The 16,609-nt window shown below is 66.4% G+C and carries 16 protein-coding genes; 10 read left to right on the top strand and 6 right to left on the bottom strand.

Going from position 1 to position 16,609, the window contains the following annotated elements:
- Positions 1-95 precede the first annotated feature (95 nt).
- On the bottom strand, positions 96-449 hold the full coding sequence (locus AC1ROK_RS16125) for a hypothetical protein (protein WP_492848672.1): 354 nt from the start codon (positions 447-449) through the stop codon (positions 96-98).
- A gap of 19 nt (positions 450-468) precedes the next feature.
- Positions 469-1,938, bottom strand: a complete 1,470-nt coding sequence (locus AC1ROK_RS16120) for an exopolysaccharide biosynthesis polyprenyl glycosylphosphotransferase (RefSeq protein ID WP_492848671.1) — start codon at positions 1,936-1,938, stop codon at positions 469-471.
- Positions 1,939-2,138: 200 nt separating this feature from the next.
- Between AC1ROK_RS16120 and AC1ROK_RS16115 the strand changes: the two genes are divergently transcribed.
- Complete coding sequence (locus AC1ROK_RS16115; RefSeq protein ID WP_492848670.1) at positions 2,139-2,648, top strand: response regulator; 510 nt, start codon at positions 2,139-2,141, stop codon at positions 2,646-2,648.
- A gap of 181 nt (positions 2,649-2,829) precedes the next feature.
- Complete coding sequence (locus tag AC1ROK_RS16110) at positions 2,830-3,165, top strand: hypothetical protein (RefSeq protein WP_492848668.1); 336 nt, start codon at positions 2,830-2,832, stop codon at positions 3,163-3,165.
- Positions 3,166-3,171: 6 nt separating this feature from the next.
- Here AC1ROK_RS16110 and AC1ROK_RS16105 read toward each other — a convergent pair whose 3' ends face one another.
- Entirely contained in the window at positions 3,172-3,459 is a 288-nt protein-coding gene (locus AC1ROK_RS16105; protein WP_492848666.1) for a hypothetical protein, read from the bottom strand.
- 280 nt (positions 3,460-3,739) lie between these two features.
- Between AC1ROK_RS16105 and AC1ROK_RS16100 the strand changes: the two genes are divergently transcribed.
- Both AC1ROK_RS16100 and AC1ROK_RS16095 read left to right on the top strand, forming a co-directional pair.
- A complete protein-coding gene (locus AC1ROK_RS16100; protein WP_492848664.1) occupies positions 3,740-4,381 on the top strand; it encodes an SH3 domain-containing protein in 642 nt (213 codons plus the stop codon).
- 22 nt (positions 4,382-4,403) lie between these two features.
- Positions 4,404-4,871: a DUF2934 domain-containing protein gene (locus tag AC1ROK_RS16095; protein WP_492848662.1), complete on the top strand. Its 468-nt coding sequence runs from the start codon at positions 4,404-4,406 to the stop codon at positions 4,869-4,871.
- Between the two features lie 45 nt (positions 4,872-4,916).
- Here AC1ROK_RS16095 and AC1ROK_RS16090 read toward each other — a convergent pair whose 3' ends face one another.
- The 3 genes from AC1ROK_RS16090 to AC1ROK_RS16080 all read right to left on the bottom strand — a co-directional run bounded on the left by AC1ROK_RS16090 (position 4,917) and on the right by AC1ROK_RS16080 (position 9,204).
- A complete protein-coding gene (locus tag AC1ROK_RS16090) occupies positions 4,917-6,089 on the bottom strand; it encodes a glycosyltransferase (protein ID WP_492848660.1) in 1,173 nt (390 codons plus the stop codon).
- Between the two features lie 7 nt (positions 6,090-6,096).
- Positions 6,097-7,629, bottom strand: coding sequence for a GumC family protein (locus AC1ROK_RS16085; protein ID WP_492848658.1), 1,533 nt, complete (start codon positions 7,627-7,629; stop codon positions 6,097-6,099).
- 123 nt (positions 7,630-7,752) lie between these two features.
- Complete coding sequence (locus AC1ROK_RS16080) at positions 7,753-9,204, bottom strand: glucosamine inositolphosphorylceramide transferase family protein (RefSeq protein WP_492848656.1); 1,452 nt, start codon at positions 9,202-9,204, stop codon at positions 7,753-7,755.
- Between the two features lie 203 nt (positions 9,205-9,407).
- Between AC1ROK_RS16080 and wecB the strand changes: the two genes are divergently transcribed.
- The 6 genes from wecB (at position 9,408) to AC1ROK_RS16050 (ending at position 16,582) form a co-directional block, all read left to right on the top strand.
- The gene (wecB, locus tag AC1ROK_RS16075; protein WP_492848654.1) at positions 9,408-10,562 is read left to right on the top strand and encodes a non-hydrolyzing UDP-N-acetylglucosamine 2-epimerase; all 1,155 of its coding nucleotides are present in this window, start codon (positions 9,408-9,410) and stop codon (positions 10,560-10,562) included.
- Positions 10,555-11,916: a UDP-N-acetyl-D-mannosamine dehydrogenase gene (gene wecC, locus AC1ROK_RS16070; RefSeq protein ID WP_492848652.1), complete on the top strand. Its 1,362-nt coding sequence runs from the start codon at positions 10,555-10,557 to the stop codon at positions 11,914-11,916. Before wecB ends, wecC begins: the two co-directional genes overlap by 8 nt.
- On the top strand, positions 11,913-12,704 hold the full coding sequence (locus tag AC1ROK_RS16065; protein WP_492848650.1) for a WecB/TagA/CpsF family glycosyltransferase: 792 nt from the start codon (positions 11,913-11,915) through the stop codon (positions 12,702-12,704). The genes wecC and AC1ROK_RS16065 overlap by 4 nt, the downstream gene beginning before the upstream one ends.
- A 225-nt stretch (positions 12,705-12,929) precedes the next feature.
- Positions 12,930-13,625, top strand: a complete 696-nt coding sequence (locus AC1ROK_RS16060) for an EF-hand domain-containing protein (RefSeq protein ID WP_492848648.1) — start codon at positions 12,930-12,932, stop codon at positions 13,623-13,625.
- A gap of 176 nt (positions 13,626-13,801) precedes the next feature.
- Positions 13,802-14,659: an aldo/keto reductase gene (locus AC1ROK_RS16055; RefSeq protein WP_492848646.1), complete on the top strand. Its 858-nt coding sequence runs from the start codon at positions 13,802-13,804 to the stop codon at positions 14,657-14,659.
- 108 nt (positions 14,660-14,767) lie between these two features.
- Positions 14,768-16,582, top strand: coding sequence for an alpha-amylase family glycosyl hydrolase (locus AC1ROK_RS16050; protein WP_492848644.1), 1,815 nt, complete (start codon positions 14,768-14,770; stop codon positions 16,580-16,582).
- Positions 16,583-16,609: the final 27 nt, after the last annotated feature.

The following is a 16,609-nucleotide window of genomic DNA, read 5'->3' as shown; positions in this document are numbered from 1 at the left end:
CAAAGGAGAGCGTCGCCCTTGAGGTCAACTAGGGAGCGACTGCCCAAGGTCTGCTCCTGGCGCGGAAGCACCCCCCTGCCCCCCGGCAGTTGCGCCTACGCCGTTCGTCCCGCCACCACCCGCTGCCATAGCCGCCGCGCGGCAACACCCGCCGCGATGCCCAGCCCGCCGCCGGCGAGCTTGACCGCGAGGTCGAACAGCCGCCCGTGTCGCGAGGCCGACACCAGTTGCAGGGCTTCGAGCGCGATGGCGGCGCCCAGCACGAGGACGATGATCAGCCACAGCTGGCGCGGATAGGCGAGCGCGAAGAGGAGGCCCACCGCGGCGAAAGCGGCGAAGCGCTCGATGCTGGGCGAAAAGCCGCTATTGGGCCTGAGCCCGATCGGCGCCAGGGTGACGAAGGCCACGGCGGCGAGCAGCAACCAGGCGAGCACGGGTATCAGGCGCATGGGCAGGCGGGGCTCCGGATCAGACGGCGTTGCGCCGGGTCTTGGACGAGAAAACCGTCAAGACGATGATCCAGCAATCAAGGAAAATCGACCAGTTGTCGATGTAGTAAAGATCGTGCCGGGTGCGGCCTTCGATCTGCTCGAACGTCGTGGTCTCGCCGCGAAAGCCGTTGACCTGGGCCCAGCCGGTGATGCCGGGCTTGATGCGCTGACGATGGGCGTAGCTGGCGAGTTGCTCGCCGAGCTCGTCATCGTGGACGAGCGCATGCGGGCGCGGCCCGACGAGGCTCATCTCGCCGCTCAATACGTTGATCAGCTGCGGCAGCTCGTCGATCGAGGTGCGGCGGATGAAGGCGCCGATCTTGGTGATGCGTTTGTCGCCGACCTTGGCCTGCGTCATCTTGCGGCCGGATTCGGTGACGGTCATCGAGCGGAACTTCCAGATGTGGAAGGTGCGGCCGTTAAAGCCGCGGCGCTCCTGCCGGAAGAACACCGGGCCGGGGCTGTCGAGCTTGATCAGCAGCGCGATCACCGCAAGCAGCGGGCTGAGGAACAACAGCCCGAAGCCGGCGCCGGCGATATCGAACAGGCGCTTCATCAGCACCGCGCCATCGCTCATCGGTTTGCGCAGCGAGCGCAGTGCATTGTTGGGGCCGAGCGGCACCACGTCGAGGAACTTGAAGCTGATATTGTCGGTGGCCGGCACCGAGACGACGTTGATGGCGAAGCGCTTCAGCTCATTGGTCAGCCTCTCCAGCCCGTCGATATCACCGATCTCGCCGACGAAAACGATGAACTCGGCGCCATGCGACACCCAGTGCTGGGCGAAATCGACGACAGCACTCAGCTGGTAGGCGCCCTCGGCATTGACCGTATCCTCGAGATAGAGCGTGCCGGCGAGCCGGTAGCCGGTCTTCCACAGGTTCCCGTTGACGAGAAAGCGCACGGTATCGCTGCGGCTGCCCACCACCGCCACCTTCTGGAACTGCAGCCGCCCTGCCTTGATGCGCGTGGTGACCGCGGCATAGGCGATGGTGCGGGCGAGCAGCAATGCCGGCACGCCGAGGACGAACGCCGCAATCAGCGAGACGCGCGACAGATCGTCGGCGACGCCGATGAAGAAGGCGCCGAACAGCGCGATGGCGAAAGCCCCGGTCCAGCTGAGGACGCTCTGCACCAGCGTGGTATGCGGCGGCTGGGCGCGGTCGAGAAACTGGTTGGCCGAGATGGCCGAAAAGGCGCCATAGAGCACGCCCACCACCGCCGAGTAGATGCCATAGAGTCCGAACGGGATATCGATCGCCGCCACGTGGAGGACGAACCCGTGATAGAGCAGCGCCGGCAGCAGCATCACCATGGCGGCGAGAGCGCCTTCGCCCAGCCCGAAGGCCGTACACAAAGCCGCCTGGTTCGCCACCACACGGCGCGCTTTGCGCCGCTCTACACCCTGGTATCCAAGCTCGCCCTGCACCACAGCAAATTGCCTCAAATTGCTGGCATTGCTGGGCTTTGTTCGGCCCGCCGCCATGCCTCTCGTTTAGCAGGTCGCCGGCTTCGCCCCAAGGAGTTGGTTAAGCTGCGGTTAACGGAGTGGCACGGCGACCGCGGTTAAGGATACCGCCAGTTCGGGCCTCGACGCCACCCTGCCCTGTGTTAGGGAAGCATTAACCCAAGCCCGGAGCCGGACAGGTGACGACGTCCCACAGCAAAGCGGTAGCGATTTTGGCGGCGAACCCGGCGTTCGCGGCCATCCTCAGCCGTGCGCTGGAACAGGATGGCGGCTATCGCGTGGCCAGCTTTTCGAGCGTCGAGATGCTGACGACGTTCCTCCGCATCTCGCCGGTCGACGTGGTGGTGCTCGATACCGACCTCCCCGGTGCGCCGGCCATCGATATCGCGCGGGGCCTGCGCAGCCATCTGAAGCTGGCCAGCAGCGCCTTCGAGATCGTGGCGCTGACCCGCGCCGCCGTGGCGTTCCACAAGCCGCTGCTTGCAGCGGGGATCGACGCGGTGCTGGAAAAGCCGGTAACGCCGCAACAGCTGCTCAACTGCATCGACGGGCTGGTCGAGGTCGAGCGGATCGCCGCCGTGCAGCACCAGGCCGTGACCATGGTCCGCGCCTTTGAGCCCCGGCCGGTGTCGGCCGAGCGTATCGGCAACGTCATCCCGCTGTTCGGCGAAGGCCGGGTTCGGCGCTAGACGTGGGATAACACCGCGTCTGAAGAAGCGGCGATGGTCCTCTGCTTCATGCGGTGCAGTCCCGTGCACCGCGCCCCGCGCTGCTGCCAGCTTTTGCCCCTCCCCCCTGCAACCCACCATGCCCGACGCGTGTTTCAGCGCAAACCGCCGCTTTGACGGTGGGCAACACGGGAGAAGGTCCATGCAGAGCACTCAATCGGCCCCCCGGCGCAGCAGTGAAGGCTTCGTCGGCCGGCAGCGCGCCAACAAGGCCGTAAGGCCGTTTGTCGCGAACCTGGGGACGTGGAACGTCAAGGCGGCCCATCTCAAGGCGCGCGCCAGTTCACCCTACACCACCGAGGAGGAGCGCACCCTGGTGCGGCTCGAGGGTGGCGCGCTGCTGGCCGAGATCCGGCATCGCCAGAGCGACTATCTCAACACCATCAAGGGTGAACCGCCGCATGACCGGTTGACCGATGTCGCCACCGCGTTCGAGCGGCTGGTCGACCAGCTGGAGCAGGTGTCGCGCATCCCCTGAGGGGCGTTAGCCGGCCGGCATAGCGAGGTTCTCCGGCGCGTTCCAATCGGGCAGCGCAGTGCAGCGATAGAGCCGCGACCGGCTGCCTTCGGTGATATCGGGCGGCGCCCAGCCATTGGCCACCAGTTGCGCCTCGACGCGGCGCGGATCGGTGGTGATGATCACTTCCGAGGCGGCGGTGAGAAAGGCACTGAACTCCCGGCGAAGCGTCTGCTCGTCCTGCGCCACCATGACTTCGGCCCGGCCGGTGGGCTCATCGCTGCGGCCGAGGATGTTCACGGCAAAAACTGCCATTCGCGTCTCCAACTGCTGCTGAATTTCCTCCAATCTAGGTATCCGCCGAGGTGGATCAAGAGGGCCCGGGGCAGCCCGCCGATGGGCAGGTGAGGGGCGAAGATCATCCGCGCATTCCCTCGATTTCCCGTCGTTGTCACGGCACCCGCGAAAGCGCTGCGCAGGCGCTTTGGCCGGCGGCGACGCAAGCGCATGACGCTGCGCGGCTCGGGAACCGCCGGCTCAGCTGGAAGTTGACTCCGCGCGGCAAAACACCTCGTCAAGGAGGACGCATCTCGCCATGAAACTTCATCCGCTTTTCGGCTTGGCCCTCTTCGCCGGCCTTTTTTCGACCAGCGCCATCGCGGCGGAAGCGATCGGCGGAGCCAATGTCCGGTCGGGCCCCGGCGCCGGCTATCAGGTCGTCGACACGCTCGCCTCTGGCGAGAACGTCACCGTGACCGAGTGCGCCACCAACGGCTGGTGCATGATCAGCCATTCGGGGCCGGATGGCTGGGTCTCGGCCAGGCTCCTCGCCGATAACGGCAACGCCGCCGACTATTACAACCGGCCGGGCGGCCGCACGGCCATCGCCGAAGGTCCCGCTGCCGGCAATGACGACGGCGATTATCCCATACTGATCGGCCGGGCCGACGAGGTCGGCATGCAATTCGGCTTCGGTTTCGGCCGCGGCTTCTTCGGTTTCGGCGATCGCTTCATGATGGGCCGTCCGATGGACCGCGGCGACCTGGTCTGCCTCGTCACCTTCTTCAGTCGCGACGACGTTGCGGCCGGGCGCGATGCCGATGTGCAGCGCGCCCAGGTACTTTCGAGGCGCGTGGCCGAACGCCGCGATGGCCCGAACGACCGGCGCGCCATCTTCGAGTACGGCTCGGACCGCGAAACGATCCGGACCTGCCGCTATCTCGATCGCCTCAACTGAGTGCCCCATCGAGGAGGAACCGATGACCTTTCCCACCGACCCCACCGAACGCCAGCCCAAGGGCGACCACAACCGCCGCCTCTCGCTCGGCCTCGATCCCGATAGTTTTGCTGCCGCCGCCGGCATTACCGTCGAGGAGCTCAGGGACTACGAGAACACCTGGCCCGACCACGAGTTCAGCCCGATGGTCGCCGAGCGCGTCGGCGAGGCGCTCGAACGGCTGGAACGCCTGCTGCCGAATTCCGAGGCGGCGGGCATTCGGAAGGTAGTCGAAGGCGCAGAACCCGGCGAACCGGTGGTGCTGGCGCCGGAGCAGAGCTTCGAGCAGCAGGTCCGCGACACTGCCTATTTCATGTGGGAAACCGACGGACGCCCGTCGGGGCGGGACGAGGAATACTGGCACCGGGCGCGCGAGGCGTGCCTGGGGCAACGGCGCCTCGACCGGCAATTCGGCGAGGCGTTGCAGGAACCGGATGGCCAGTTGCACTAAGCCGGGGGCAACGCCTCATCCCGCCCACCAGCCCATCCACCTGCCCTAGCGCAACAGCGCCTCGTACTGGTCGCCGATCCGCTCCACCGTGTAGTCGGCCGCCCTGCCCCTGAGCAGGGCCACATCGGTCGGCTGGTCCAGTATCGCTGCCATCGCACCGGCCAGTGCGTTGGCATCGCCCACCGGGGTCAGCGCGCCGTATCGGCCATCGGCAAGGATTTCGCGCGGGCCATGCGGGGCGTCAGTGGAGACCACCGGCACGCCGGCCGCCATGGCTTCGATCAGCACGTTGCCGAACCCCTCGCTGGTCGAGCTGAGCACGAACAGGTCGGCGGCGGCATAGCAGGCGGCCGGGTCGTTCACGTAACCGGGGAACAAAACTCGCGAAGCGATTCCAAGGCCTCGGCTTTCCGCTTCGAGCTCGCCGAGCAGCGGGCCCTCGCCGAACACCACCAGCCGGGCCGGACGGGTTTTGAGCAGCGCCGCGAACGCGCGCAGCAACGTCTTGTGGTCCTTCACCCCGACCAGCCGGCCGGCAGTGGCGATCACCGGGCCATCCCCCAGGGCCGCGAGCTCCGCCTGCCAGGGGTAAGTCGCTCCCGGCCGTCCCGTGGCGGGCGGGACGAGATGTGGCCCGGGCGGGACGAGGTGTCGCCCGGGCGGGACGAGGTGTCGCCCGGGCGGCAGCGGATTGTTGATCACCACAATCCTGTCGGCAGACACGCCGCGTGCCGCGATGTCGCGCCCGACCCCGGCGGAAACCGCAATGGCCTTGCGGGCGCGAGCGGCAACGAGGCTGGACAGCACCACCGCCACCCTGGAGCCGAAATCGTTCGAAGGGATCGAGGCGGCGGCGTGAAAGCTCGGAAAGAACTTCGCCTTGCTGAGGCTGAGGTTCAGCGCCAGCGCAGTGATCAGGTTGGCGAATTCGGGGCCGCTGAACACGGCATCGGGCCTGGTGCGCCGGTAGAAGCCGGCGCTGCGCCAGAGCCCGGCGATGGTGGCGGGCTTGCCAAAACCCTCGCCGTGGATCCGCATCCCCAGGTCGACGAAATGCACTGTGTCGGAGCGGAGCGCCGCGTTGGGGCCTTCGCCGTTCCAGGTGAACAGCGTCACCTCGTGGCCGCGGCGCGCCATTTCGTTGGCCATCAGCACGAAGACGCGCTCGGCGCCGCCGCCCCGAAGGCTCGGGACGTGGAAGACGATGCGTCGTTGCATCGCCGGATCAGGCAGTGACGGAGGCGACACGCCGGCGCGGCGGTTGCTTCAGGTCGCGCATCATGCCGAACAGCGCCGCCAGCAGCATGCCGATGGCGAAGCCGCCCGCTGCGCCTGCCCCCAGCATCACCACGGTACGCGGCGGCCACGACCGGCCGGCCGGCGGCACGGCAGTGGAGATGACGCGCACATTGGTGGTGTCGAGCTGCTCACGCTCGGTCACCTGGCGAGCCCGGCTGAGGAAGGCCTCGTAGATCGTCGATTTCGAGGTGGCGTCGCGCTCGAGCTCGCGCAGCGTCACCAGCGCCTCGTTGTCGCTGAACACGCTGGTCTTCAGCTCATCGGCTTTGGCGGCAAGCGCTGCCGCCGCGGTCTTGGCCTCGTCGAGCGACACCTTGGCGGCGGCGACGATGCGGCCGATTTCCGCTTCGAGCTGCGCGTTGACGGCAGCGAGTTCCGTGTTGAGCCGCACGATCGTGGGGTGGCGCGGGCCATAGACCATAGACTGCGCGTCGAGCTGCTGGCGCAGCGCCCCGGCGCTGGCGCGCAGCGTCGTCAGCGCGCCCGAAGCCTGGGTGTCGGCAGTGGTGGCGTTGCGGCCGGCGGCAACCAGCTCGTCATAGCTCGACTGCGCGGCGATGACGCGCGACTGCGCTTCGACCACCTGCTGGTTGAGCTGCGCCATGGTCTGGGTATTGACCAGTTCGCCCGAGCTGGTGGCGAGGTTGTTGTCGCGCTTATAGGCCTCGACCTTTTCCTCGGCCAGCTTCACCGAGGCCTTCAATTCGTCGAGCCGGTCGTTGAGCGCGGCGGCGGTGCGGCCGGCGCCATCGGCTTCCGCCGTCGCCAGCTCCGCCTTGAAGGCCTCGAAGATGGCCGACGAGAGCATGATCGATTTTTCCGGGGTCTCCGAGGAGACGCGAAGCGTCGCGACGAACGACTTTTCGTCGGCCGTGGTGCTGACGCGCCCGCTGAGCGCTGCCAGCGCCGCGAGCTTGGGGTCGGCCGGCTTTTCGTCCTTGCTGGAGCCCATTAGCCCAGAGAGCAGACCCGGGGTCGGATCGAAGAATTCCTTGTCGGCGACGAGGTTCAGCTTGTCGACGACGCGCGACAGCACGTTGCCCGAGGTAAGGACGCGCAGCTTGCTGCCGGCCGTCAGCAGGGCGTTATCCACCTGCCCCGGCTGCTGGAACAGATCGTCGGTCACCACCTGCAGGTTCGCCGGGTCGATCAGGATATCGGTCGAGACGGTGTATTTGGCTGGGCTCAGCACCGCATAGGCGCCGCCGGCTACCGCACCGAGCCCGGCCAGCGCCACCGAGGCGAGGAGGCCCTTTTTCAACCAGACGAACAGCCGGCCGAAATCGAGCTCGAGGAAATCGCCGATCTTGCCCAGCGTCACCGTCGCCACCGGCTCGGGTTGTGGCGCCGGCGGGGCGGCGATCTCGTCATTAGCCGGCCGCGTCCCGAGGCGCGCGAAGGCGCGAGCCCCCGAAATGGTCGGGCTCTGGGGATGCGGCGCGTCGGTCAGCAAAGCCATGGCGTTAACATCTCGTTCTGCAAGCGGCCTGTCGTTAGGGCTTTATATACCAGTGGCCATCCGACGCTTCCGGAATGGGGTTTCTTGGTAAATCCCGGGGTGGTGGCCACCGCCGAAGCCCCCTCACCCGCAGCTGTCCACCACCTCCAGCCGGCCCGAGCGCGACAGCGTGTGGATGCCCTTGCGGGCCCAGGCCGTGCCTGGTGTTACCGGGTGCACCGGCCCGAACTGCACGTCGTCGTCGTTGAGCGTCAGCAGTTCGGCAATGCCCAGGCCACCGCCGTAAACGTCCGTGCCATCCTGCAGCGGCAGCAGGGTGCGGCCGTCTGATGTCTCAATGAACGGCCCACCCGGGCGCGCGGCGCGACGATCGATCAGGATCGGGTTCATCGGGTGCGGCGACCACGGGCCGGCCAGCGCCTTGGCGGCATAGACCACCATGGTGTCGGACGCGCTTCCCGCTCCCCGCTGCTCGGTGCCGAACAGCCAGAAGCGATCGTCGCGGACCAGCAGCGTCATGTCGTTGAGCCGCTTGCCTTCGACCAGCACAGCCTCGCGCACCCAGGCATGCGGGAACTGTTCGGCGCGGTAGAGCACCAGTTCGTTGCCGCTGCTCGACTCGGGGATCATGTAGACCTCGCCGTCATGAGCGAAGACCTGCGGGTAGCTCAGGTGGTGCGGCTCCTCGAGCACGGGGCGCGGCACCTCCATGCTGCCATCGGGGCGGCATTCGGCCACCGAGATGATGCCGCGGCCGAGCGCGTAAGGATATTCCTCGACGAACAGATAGAGCCGGTCCTGCCATTCGAAGACGAACGGATCGGCATAGAAGCGCTTGCCGTCATCGACGAGTTCAGTGAACGGCACACCCGAGGCCTGCCGGGTTTGGGCGATGCCCGGGCCCTCGATCAGCCGGTGCGCCGTCCGCCAGTAGAACGGCCGGTTGTTGCCGACGCGGCCAAGCGCCCGCTTGCCGAGACCGGCGGCAAGGTGCGGCAGGTAGCGCCAGACGAGGTCGCGGCCATCGCGCTGCGGCGCCGGCGGGATTGGCGTCGGCAGCGGCAGCAGCTTGCCCGCGGCAAAGCGGGTGACGCACATTTCGATGAGCGTCACCGCGCCGGCGAGGAGATCCGAGGCGGCGCGGCTGAGCCAGACGCGATCGCCGATCATCGGCCGCGCCTCGGCGACGGCAACGCCGTTGAGGCGCGCCGTGAGCGTGGGCCGGATGCCGCCCGCCAGCATGGCGGCAAGGCCGGCGGCGAGCTCGCGTTGGCCCTCGAAATCCACGGTCAGCACCGGCGCGTGGCCATGGGCGTTGCGGCCGGTGAGGTCGATGGTGAGGTCGTGGTTGCCCTGCTCTGCTACCGCAGCCAGCGCCGCCGCCGGGCGCATGAGCGAGCGCGGCGCCCGCGACTGCTCGAGCTTCACGATCAGCTCGAGCGGCCCTGACCGCCTGCCGGCCGTCGCCACCTGCTGCACGGCGATTCGATGACCGGCGGCACTCAGGCGCTCAAGTAATTCCGCCTGCCAGGCGCGCGAGGCAGAAGTCTCGCCGATGATTAAAATTGTAATCAAATTGTTATGACCACGATTCCGCCTCAGCTGCGGCCTGTAGCGCGCTGCAACGGCGTGTACAAACCCCGAAGCGCATCTGGGTAAACGTCTTTTTGGTATTAATCATAGCTTAAGAGTTAAGGCGACCACGGGGCAGAGTCGGGAGTATGTGCTGCAACACCAGCGCGTAGGTGACACGCGAACATTTCGTAGTGCGGTGCGACATGAACTTCCACTCCCCTCCTGAGCGCCCCCGGCGGCAGCGCCTGTTGATCGTGTTTGGCACGCGGCCGGAAGCGCTGAAATGCTTCCCGGTGGCGCGGGCGGCGCTCGAGAGCCCGCATTTCGACACCCAGATCTGCGTCACCGCCCAGCACCGCGAAATGGTCGACCAGGTGATCGCGCTCACCGGCATGCCGGTGGATTACGATCTCAACGTCATGTCGCCGGGCCAGACGCTGTTCGACGTGACCTCGAAAGTGCTGCTCGGCATGGCCGAGGTGCTGGATAAGTCGAAGCCCGACATCGTCATGGTGCAGGGCGACACCACCACCGCCATGACCGCGGCGCTGGCCGCCTTCTATAAGCGCATTCCGGTGGCCCATATCGAGGCGGGGCTGCGCAGCCACAATATCGACAGCCCCTTCCCCGAGGAGCTGAACCGGCTGATCGCCGGCAATATCGCCAATTGGCACTTCGCCCCCACGGCCGAAGCGCGTGAGAACCTTATCGCCGAGGGCAAGGACCCGGCGCGGATCTTCGTCACCGGCAACACGGTGATCGATACGCTGCTGCATTTTTCCGGCGCCATGGACGCCGACAAGCCGCTCAGCGCCGAGCTCGCCGCGCGCTTCCCGTTTCTTGATTCAACAAAGAAGCTGATCCTCGTAACCGGCCACCGGCGCGAGAATTTCGATGGCGGCATCGAGCGCATCTGCACCGCGCTGAAGGTACTGGCGACGCGCGGCGACGTGCAGATCGTCTACCCGGTGCATCCCAACCCGAACGTTCGTGGCGTGGTCAACGCCGCGCTCGGCGGAGTGCCGAACATCCACCTGATCGACCCGCAGGATTACCTGCCGTTCCTCTATTTACAGAAGCAGAGCTACCTGGTGCTGACCGATAGCGGCGGCGTGCAGGAAGAGGCGCCCTCGCTCGGCAAGCCCGTACTTGTCATGCGCGAGAATACCGAACGTCCCGAAGGGGTGGCCGCCGGGACGGCGCGCCTCGTCGGCACCGATATCGAGCAGATCGTTTTGAGCGCCACGCGTCTGCTGGACGACCCGGCCGCCTATCGCGGCATGGCCGAAACGCACAACCCCTATGGCGACGGCCGGGCCAGCGCCCGGATCGTCGAGGAGCTATCGCGGCATGTCTGAGCTGAAAACCACTGCAATCAACACCGTTTCCGTCATCGGCATGGGCTATATCGGCCTGCCCACCTGTGCGGTGTTCGCCAGCCGCGGGCTCGAGGTGATCGGCATCGACGTCAACCCGTCGGTGGTCGAAAAGGTCAATCGCGGCGAGATCCATATCGTCGAGCCCGATCTCGACGGACTGATCCAGAAGGTCGTGGCCAATGGCAAGCTGCGTGCTTCGACCACGCCGCAGCCGGCCGATGCTTTCGTCATCGCCGTGCCCACCCCGATCACCGAGGACCACAAGCCCGATATCAGCTATGTGCTGTCGGCCGCGCAGTCGATCGCCCCGGTGCTGAAGGCAGGCGACCTGGTGGTCCTGGAATCGACCTCGCCGGTCGGCACCACCCGCAAGATGACGGCTCTGCTCGCCGAGCTCCGCCCCGACCTGAGCTTCCCGCCAGAACATGGCGAGGATGCCGACGTGCTGGTGGCCTATAGCCCCGAGCGCGTGCTGCCGGGCAAGGTCCTGACCGAGCTCACCAACAATGACCGCTCGATCGGCGGGCTGTCGAAGCGCTCGTCGGCCCGTGCGGTCGAACTCTATTCGAGCTTCGTTGCCGGCGACCTGTTCATCACCTCGGCCGAAAGCGCCGAGCTGGTGAAGCTGACCGAGAACGCCTTCCGCGACGTCAACATCGCTTTTGCCAACGAGCTGGCGGCGGTGTGCCAGGACCTGAGCCTGAACGTCTGGGAAGTGATCGAGCTGGCCAACCGCCACCCGCGCGTCAACATCCTGCAGCCGGGCCCGGGCGTCGGCGGCCACTGCATCGCGGTCGACCCCTATTTCATCATCGACGCAGCGCCCAACAGCACAAGGCTGATGAGCTCGGCCCGCCGCATCAATTCCGACCGGCCCTTCGCCGTGGTCCGCGATATCGAAGCGGTGCTCGACCCCACCCGGCAGCAGACGGTTGCCTGCCTCGGCATGAGCTTCAAGCCCAATATCGACGACGTGCGCGAGAGCCCGGCAGTCGAAGTGGTAAAGCTCTTGGCCGATGTGCCCAACATCAAGCTGATCGCCGCCGAACCGCATATCCAGGCCCTGCCGCGCGAGCTCGAGGGCAAGGGGATCGTGTTCACCGATGCACTGAGCGCCATCGACAAGGCCGATATCGTGGTGCTGCTGGTCGACCACCGCCAGTTCTCGCTGATCGACCCCGAGGCGCTCGCCGACAAGGAGCTGATCGATACCCGGGGCCTCTGGACCTGGCGCAAGGCGAAAAAGCCCGATGCCCGTATCGAGGGCAAGAAGGCCCGCGACGACCGCCAGCGCGGCTTCCCGCTCCGCCGCGTCACGGACCGCGCCGCATGAGCACCGAACCTCTCAGCTGGCGCGAGCACCCGCTGCTCGCCGAGCGGCGCCGCGAGTTTCTCGGCTCGCCCATGCATGTGCTGACCATGCCCGAGACGCTGGCGCTCGCCGATGAGGCGATGGCCAGCCGCCGGCCGCTGCACCACACCGTGGTCAATGTGGCCAAGCTCGTGAACATGAAGCAGAACGCCGAACTGCGCGAAGACGTCGCCAGCGCCGACCTGATCAACGTCGATGGCGCCGGCGTCGTCTGGGGCGCTCGGCTCTGCGGCGTCGAGGTGCCCGAGCGGGTGGCCGGCGTCGACATCATGACGAACCTCTTCGCGCTCTGCGCCAGGAACGGCTATCGCCCCTATCTGCTGGGCGCCGAAAGGCACGTGCTGCAGGCCGTCGACCGGCAGCTCGCCAAGGATTATCCGGACCTCGTGGTCGCCGGCATGCAGGACGGCTATTTCAAGCCCGAGGATGAGGCGGCCGTGGTCGAAGCGATCAACGCCAGCAAGGCCGATTGCCTGTTCGTCGCCATGCCGACGCCGCGCAAGGAACGGTTCCTGAAGCAATATCGCGACGTGCTGACCCCGAGCTTCGTGATGGGCGTCGGCGGCAGCTTCGACGTCTATGGCGGCAAGGTTGCCCGCGCCCCGGTGCTGGTTCAGAAACTCGGCCTTGAATGGCTGTTCCGCGTCGCACAGGAACCGCGCCGGCTATGGCGGCGCTACTATGAAACCAACACCGCCTATGTCGGCCTCTTGTGGCAGGAGCTGCGCGAGCGGCGACGCTCGGCATAAGTCACGGTGTTTTGGGGGAGCGAGGGCCTTCCGCGAGAAGCGGAGGGCCCTCTGCTTTTCCGGGAGTCTCGATCGTGCCCCACGCACCGGCGGGGCACCTCCCCCCAATGGGAAGTGAAGGGCGAAGTACGGCGTGTCCAAGCCATCCTCAAGCACCCCCGCGTGCAACCATCGTTGTCGGGGCAAGTTGAGTGCGACCGGGCCCCCCGGAAGGAAACAAGAACAATGACACGCATTTCAATCCTCGCCCTCGCCACTGCGCTCGCGCTGACCATGACCCCCGCTGCCTTCGCCCAGGCCGGCGCAGCGGTGGACGCTGCCGCCGCCGTCACGGTCGATGCCAATGGCGACGGCAATGTCTCGGCAGAAGAGCAGACCGCGGCCGACGCCGCGGCTTCCGCAACTGCCGCGGCCACTGCTTCGGCCAGCGCCTCGGTTGGCCTCACCATCGATGCGAACGGTGACGGTTCGATCAGTGCCGACGAGGTCGCCGCTGCCAATGCCGCCATCACCGCGAGCGGCAATGCCAGCATCGTGCTCGATGCCAATGGCGACGGCACGGTTTCCCTCGAGGAGGCTACCGCCGCGCAAACCGCCCTGGCAGCTCTGTCCGGAGACACCATCACCTGCGATGCCGGTGGACTGGCCGCGTTGACGGGCAGCATGACCATGGCCGATGCGAACGCGCTGAGCGCGGCAACCAACGTCAAGATCGTGCTGGTCTCGAACTGCGCCGAGGACGAGGTTTCTTCGGCACTGGCCACCGAAGGCGCGACCAACATCCGCAAGTCGCTCGAAGCCAATGCGGCGGCGGTCGCGGCGATCCAGACGCGCGGCGCCACCATGGCGGATGTGCTCGGCGCCACTGCAGAGGGCGAGACGGTGACGGTCTACGTGGCCTCGAGCGCCACTGCCGGCTAACCCTCCATCACTAGCAAACCGCAGGTCCCCGGTTCGGCAACGGACCGGGGACCATTCGTTCTTGCCCGCTGATGCCGGTCGCGGAGTGAAGACTGGGTGATCGCGTCGAAAGCCTGCACCCGATCCGGAACCCTCCCTGCCCCCGCTAGTTCCCGAAGGGGACACAATGGAGATGCATGATGGACAAGTACGCACCCACTTCACCGCCCGAGATCGAGCTCAGCGAGTTCGTCTCCATCCCGCAACTGGGACTTGGCGTGTGGCAGATCGAGAACGACAAGGTCGTTCCCACAGTGGCCGCTGCCCTCGAGGCCGGCTATCGGCTGATTGACACCGCACAGGGCTACGACAACGAACAGGGGGTCGGCGAGGCCCTCAGATCGAGCGGGGTACCGAGGTCCGAGATTTTCCTCACCAGCAAGCTGCGCACCAAGGCGATGGGGGGCGAGGGGGCGCTGGCCGGGGTACAGGAGTCTCTCGCGGCGCTGCAGCTCGATTATCTCGACCTCATGCTCATCCATTGGCCCACGCCGGCGCACGACAAGTATGTCGAGACCTGGAAAGGGCTGATCAAGGCCAAGGAACAGGGGCTGGTCAAAGCCATCGGCGTTTCCAACTTCACCGTCGAGCAGCTCGAACGGATCATCGGCGAGACCGGGATCGTGCCGGCCGTCGACCAGGTCGAAACCCACCCGCACTTTCAGCAGAAGGAGCTGCTGCCCCATCTGGCGGCGCGCGGCATCCGGCACGAGTCCTACTCACCGCTGGGCAGCGGTGAAGTGCTCGATGACCCGATCATCGGCGAAATCGCCGCGAGCCTGGGCAAATCGCCGGCGCAGGTCATCATTCGCTGGCACCTGCAGCGCGGCTCGATCGTCATCCCGAAATCGGAAACGCCCGAACGCATCCGCGAGAATTTCGACGTCTTCGGCTTCACCCTGTCGGACGGAGAAATGGGCAGGATCGCCGGATTGGACGATCCGGCAAACGGCCGCACCGGGAGCGACCCCGAGACCTTTAACGACCTCTACTGAACAACGCGCCTCCCGCCTTGTGCCGCGGAACGGTTGCACATCAGGCAAGTTCACCAAAGGCCCCGACCCCGCAACGATGCCGGGGCGGGCCTAAGGGACAAGTAAGTAATGACCATCGAACTCGAGCGTACCGCCAGCAACGACGACAATTCGGGCGCGGCGGCGTCGAACCGCTTCGGGCCGTCGGTCGAGGGAGACAGCACCTGGTTTCGGCTTTGGGCGCCAAACGTTTCGTCTGCCCAACTGCTGGTCGACGGTCGGGATCCAGTGACCATGACGCGCGGCCTCGATGGGTTCCTGCTGGCCTCGCTGGACCATTGCGGGCCCGGTGCCCGCTACAGGTTTCGCGTCGGCGATGTCACTTTTCCCGACCCCGCGTCCCGGCAGCAGCAGGACGACGCCTCCGGTTGGAGCATCGTTCGCACTGCCCTGCCTCAGGCCGAACGTCGCGACCCGGTTCGGCCGTGGCACGAGGCGGTGATCTGCGAAGTGCATGTGGGCGCCGCGACCCCGGAAGGCACGTTCCGCGCCCTGGCGGATCGGCTCGAACACTTCCGCGATGCCGGCTACACCTGCCTCGAGATCATGCCGGTCAACGAGTTTCCGGGCGCCCGCAACTGGGGCTATGACGGCACGCTGGTCTTTGCACCCGAGCATAGTTACGGCACGCCCGAGGAGCTGCGGCAACTGGTGGATCGCGCCCACCAGCTCGGGCTGCTGATGATCCTCGACGTGGTCTACAACCATTTCGGCGAGACCGACAATTTCATCCCGCACTACGCGCCGCAGTGGTTCCGCGACGATATCGAGACGCCCTGGGGCCCGGCGATCGACTTCGACGAGCCGATGGTCCGCCAGTTCTATTACGAGAACGCGGTGATGTGGCTGACGGAGTATGATTTCGACGGACTGCGCTTTGATAGCGTGCACGAGATCAAGACCGACAGCCGCGAACGCTTTCTCGGCGAGCTGGCCGCGGCGGCGCGGGCCAGCAAGCCTCATGCGGCGCTGATCGTCGAGAACGTGCGCAACAACTTCGAGCTGCTCGAACGCGACGATCGCAACCGGCCGCAGCAATATTCGGCGCAGTGGAACGACGACATGCACCACGTGCTGGTATACCTCGTCACCGGCGAGGGACCGAGAACCGGCTATGACGATCCGAACAAGGACCCATATGCCGACCTAGAAAAGGCGCTGGCCGACGGGTTCGTACACGACCCCAGCGAAGGCGACGGCAGCGACGGACGCACCAGGGGCGGCAAAGCTGCCAAGCTCCCGCCCGACAGTTTCATCACCTATGTGCAGAACCACGACCAGCTGGGCAATCGCTCCGACGCCAAGCGCCTATCGGAGAGGATCAGCCCCGAGCAGCTGGATTTCGTGCATTTCGTCAAATTCCTCGCGCCGCAGATTCCGCTCTGCTTCATGGGCGACGAGGCCAACCTCAGCAGCGGCTTCCCGTTCTTCGTCGATCTCGATGAAACCGCCGCCAAGGCAAAGAGCGACGAACGCTACAAACAGATGCGGGAGATGTTCAAGGATGATGTCGGCCCGGGCGGGCTGCCGGAGCCTAACGATCCCGCAACGTTCGAGATGGCCAAGCTCCCTTGGCAGGACTACGAGACCATGCCTGAGCGGCGCGCCGCGCTCGAGCGGTTCCGGACGCTGGCGCACTGGCGTCGGGACAGGCTCTGGCCGTTGGCAGCGACGCCCTGCCTCGATGCCCAAACGGCGCGGCAGGGCAATTGCCTGGTCGTCAGCTGGGTGTTCGAAGCCGGGACGCTGTCGATGGCGCTGAACCCTACTGCGCAGCCGGCGGATATCGGTTGTGTCGTTACCGCTTCGCCGGTCTCGAGCGGGCAGTTCGAGCAGCACGGCGAGGTGCTTCGGCTTGGCCCCTGGTCGGCTGTCGCCTGGTAGTGGAAGGGGCGGCCGAGGCCGCCCCAA

Source organism: Devosia sp. GW821-FHT12F11 (assembly GCF_058806655.1).
Note: the sequence above shows the minus strand (reverse complement) of the source record. Positions and strands in the feature narration are given on the sequence as shown.